The organism is Acidovorax delafieldii 2AN (genome assembly GCF_000175235.1).
Lineage (GTDB): Bacteria > Pseudomonadota > Gammaproteobacteria > Burkholderiales > Burkholderiaceae_C > Acidovorax > Acidovorax delafieldii_B.
In genome coordinates this window covers 1-3,586 of the sequence record NZ_ACQT01000313.1, presented here as the reverse complement: position 1 = coordinate 3,586, position 3,586 = coordinate 1, and the positions used below count along the sequence as shown (strand labels likewise).

Below are 3,586 nucleotides of genomic sequence, written 5' to 3'. Positions count from 1 at the left end.
GATCCCCTGCCCCCGAACCCGACAGCTACGACGCCGACCTGGCCCGGCATATCGCCGGGCAGTTGGGCGTGAAGGTGCGACTCGTGGGCCTGCCACCCGCGCAGTGGGCTGCGGCCATGGCGGCAGGCCAGGTGGACCTGGCGCTCGCAGGCAGCCCTGCCGGCCCGGCACCCACCGATGCCGCCCGGCGCGGCACCGTGCCGTATGTGACAGGGCCGGGCCGCATCGTGGCCCTGCGCAAGGGCCCGCTAGACCGCACGGCGCAATTGAACGGCCAAGCCGTTTGCGTGGCGCAGGGCAGCCCCTACGCCGGGCCACTGCGCGAAGGCCTGGGCGCACGCCCTGTGCAATACCGCTCAACAGTGCATGCCGTCAGCGCCTTCATGGCCGGAGAATGCGCCGCGCTGGCCGAAGACGAAGGCCTGCTGCAACGGCTGCTGGCGCAGACCGAATGGCGCTTTTATCGCCTGCTCGACGGTGCCATCGCGCCCGCCCCATCGGCCCAGGTGCAGTTGGCCCAGGCCGACCCCGCATCGGCCCGGCACCTCGATGCGTTGCTGCAGCAATGGCGCGCCCAGGGGCTCGAAACCCAGGCCCGGTTGCATCGCACCAGCACTGTCGTGCTCGAAGTGGCCCTGCTGCAGGACGGTGCCATCTGCCACTGATGCCGCCGTGGCTCTGGAGCCCCCCGTTTTTTTCTTCTTCCGCTTTCCCTTTTTCACCATGCCTTTTGACCTGACCGAACTGCTCCACACCCTGCGCCAGACCGCCGTCGAACGCGACCGCCAGGGCGGCCACGCCACCTTGGAAAAGGCACGCATCCGCGACGCCGGCCTGCTGCGCCTGGCCATTCCCCAGCAGCATGGCGGCCTGGAGCAGCCCTGGCCCGACATCTACCGCCTGGTGCGCCAGGTGGCCACCGTGGACAGTTCCCTGGCCCATCTGCTGGCCTTTCATCAGCTGCAGGTGGCCACCGTGCTCATCTACGGCAATGCCGAGCAGCAGCACCGCTGGCTGCGCCGCACAGCCGACGAGCAAGGCTGGTGGGGCAATGCCCTGAACCCGCGCGACACGCGGCTGCTGGCCCAGGGCGAGGGGCCTGATTTTGTGCTCGATGGCACCAAGGGCTTTTGCTCGGGAACGCGCGGGTCGAGCTACATGACGGTGTCGGCCCGCCACCCCGAGGGCGACCAGCCCGTGCTGGGCATTCTGGCCACGGATGCGCCAGGTATCGCGGTGCAGGAAGACTGGGACCCGGTCGGCCAGCGGCAGACCGACAGCGGCTCGGTGCGCTTTGACCAGGTGCTGCTGGCCGGTACCGACGTGATGCGCGACCACCACACGCCCCCCACCGTGTTCCACACCCTGCGCAACTGCCTGGCGCAACTGGTGCTGGTGAACCTGTACCTGGGCATTGCCCAGGGCGCACAGCACGAGGCGCGCCAGTACGCCCATGCCGAGGGCCGCCCCTGGATTGCCGCCGCTGTGGACCGCGCCACCGAAGACCCTTACCTGCTGAGCCGCATGGGCGACATGCAGGCCCAGATTGCCGCCGCCACCGCTTTGGCCGAGCGCGCAGCGTACGCCGTGCAGGCCGCCTGGGAACGCGGCCAGTCGCTGACCGCAGCGCAGCGTGGCGAAGTGGCCCTGGCGGTGGCCGAGGCGAAGGTGATTGCGCACCGCGCCGGCCTGTTTGCCAGCCAGGAACTGTTTGAAGTGGTGGGCGCGCGCGGCACCCGCGCCAGCCTGGGCTACGACCGCTTCTGGCGCAACGTGCGCACGCACACCCTGCACGATCCGCTGGACTACAAGCTCCAGACCCTGGGCCGCTGGGCCCTCAACGGCGAGCTGCCGCAGCCCGCCAACTACGGCTGATAACTACGGCTGATAACGACAGCGGACACGGCAAAGCGCCCAACCCGGCCCGCCATGGACAGGGCTGCGCGCGCAAGCCCGCTACGGGTTGGCATTCAGCCGGATAACCAGGCGGGAAGCCGAAGACAGTGCTGCGGCACGGCGAGGCAGGCCACCAAAGCGATCCGGTTGACGGCAACGCCGTATCAGGCTGCCTTCACCGCATGCGCATAGCGGCTCTCGGGCCGCGCCAGGCCCAGGTTCTCGCGCAGCGTGCGGCCTTCGTAGGCGGTGCGGAACAGGCCGCGCCGCTGCAGTTCGGGGATGACCAGGTCCACAAACTCGTCCAGTGACTGCGGCAGCACCGGCGGCATGATGTTGAAGCCATCGGCCGCGCCATTTTCAAACCACTCCTGCATGCGGTCGGCAATGGTCTCGGGTGTGCCGATCACCACCCAGTGGCCGCGCGCGCCCGCCAGGTATTCGTAGAGCTGGCGGATGGTGTATTTCTCGCGCCGCGCCAGTTCGATCACCACATGCGCCCGGCTGTTCACGCCCTTGGGCGGCTCGGGGTAGTACGGCGGCGGGGCGTCCAGGTCCCAGCGCTGCAGCTCGTCGAGCGGCCAGAACGGTGCCAGCGTGGCCAGGCCGACCGAGGGATGGATCAGCGCCTGCAGCTCGGCCCACTTGGCCTCGGCCTCTTCCTGCGTGCGGCCGATCACCGGCGAGATGCCGGGCAGCACCAGCAGTTCCTCGGGGCGACGCCCATACTTGGCCATGCGCCCTTTCACGTCGCGGTAGAAGGCCTGCGCCTCGGCCAGGCTGGTCCAGGCCGTGAAGATCGCCTCGGCCGTGGCGGCGGCCAGTTCCTTGCCGTCTTCCGACGAGCCCGCCTGCACGATCACCGGGTGGCCCTGTGGGGGGCGCTCGATGTTCAGCGGCCCTTCGACCTTGAGGTGCTTGCCCACGTGGTTGAGCTTGTGCAGTTTCTGCGGGTCGAAATACACGCCCGAGGCGCGGTCGCGCACAAAGGCATCGTCGTCAAAGCTGTCCCACAGGCCCTTGACCACGTCCACGAACTCATGGGCGCGCTCATAGCGCACAGCGGGGTCGGGGTGGGCCGCCAGGCCGAAGTTGCCATGCACCGAATCGGCGCTGGTCGTCACCACGTTCCAGGCGGCGCGGCCCTTGCTGATATGGTCGAGCGAGGCGAACTTGCGCGCCAGCAGAAACGGATCTTCGTAGGTGGTGGAGGCCGTTGCCACAAAGCCGATGTGCTGCGTCACGGCCGACAGCGCGGCCCACAGCGTGACGGGCTCGAAATGCGACATGCGCCCCTGGCGGCTGAACGACTCCTCGTCGCCCGTGTGCTTGATGCCGGGGCTGTCGGCCACGAACACCTGGTCGAACCGGCCGCGCTCGGCCGTCTTGGCCAGCGCGATGTAGTGGTCGATGTTGACGCCGGCGTCGGCCTGCGAGCCGGGGTGGCGCCACGCGGCAATGTGGTGGCCGGTGGCCATGATGAAAGCGCCGAGGCGCAGCTTGCGTTGGGTCATCTGGGTTCCTTGGGCAAAAAAGGTCGGTGGGTAGCCCGGCCCGCGGCATGCGGGACCGGCTGCTGCCACGTTACCGAGCACCCCGCGCGCTGTGAACGCAGAATTTCAAGGAACCATATGCGTGCGGCGTGCGGCGTGCGGCGTGCGGCGTGCGGCACGCGGCACGCGGCACGCGG

General features: G+C 69.0%; 3 protein-coding genes. 2 read left to right on the top strand and 1 reads right to left on the bottom strand.

Annotated elements, in window-relative coordinates; genetic code table 11:
* Together ACDELDRAFT_RS20235 and ACDELDRAFT_RS20230 are read left to right on the top strand one after the other, a co-directional pair.
* A partial coding sequence (locus tag ACDELDRAFT_RS20235; protein WP_005799932.1) for a transporter substrate-binding domain-containing protein occupies positions 1-665 on the top strand: 665 nt, incomplete at its 5' end.
* A gap of 58 nt (positions 666-723) precedes the next feature.
* Complete coding sequence (locus tag ACDELDRAFT_RS20230; RefSeq protein WP_040330099.1) at positions 724-1,875, top strand: acyl-CoA dehydrogenase family protein; 1,152 nt, start codon at positions 724-726, stop codon at positions 1,873-1,875.
* Between the two features lie 185 nt (positions 1,876-2,060).
* On the opposite strand, the gene ACDELDRAFT_RS20225 is transcribed toward ACDELDRAFT_RS20230, so the two are convergent.
* On the bottom strand, positions 2,061-3,410 hold the full coding sequence (locus ACDELDRAFT_RS20225) for an LLM class flavin-dependent oxidoreductase (RefSeq protein WP_005799930.1): 1,350 nt from the start codon (positions 3,408-3,410) through the stop codon (positions 2,061-2,063).
* Between the last annotated feature and the right edge of the window lie 176 nt (positions 3,411-3,586).

Excerpts from the sequence above, each read along its gene's own strand:
- ACDELDRAFT_RS20230 (WP_040330099.1), top strand. The coding sequence starts at position 724 with ATGCCTTTTGACCTGACCGAACTGCTCCACACCCTGCGCCAGACCGCC.
- ACDELDRAFT_RS20225 (WP_005799930.1), bottom strand. The coding sequence starts at position 3,410 with ATGACCCAACGCAAGCTGCGCCTCGGCGCTTTCATCATGGCCACCGGC.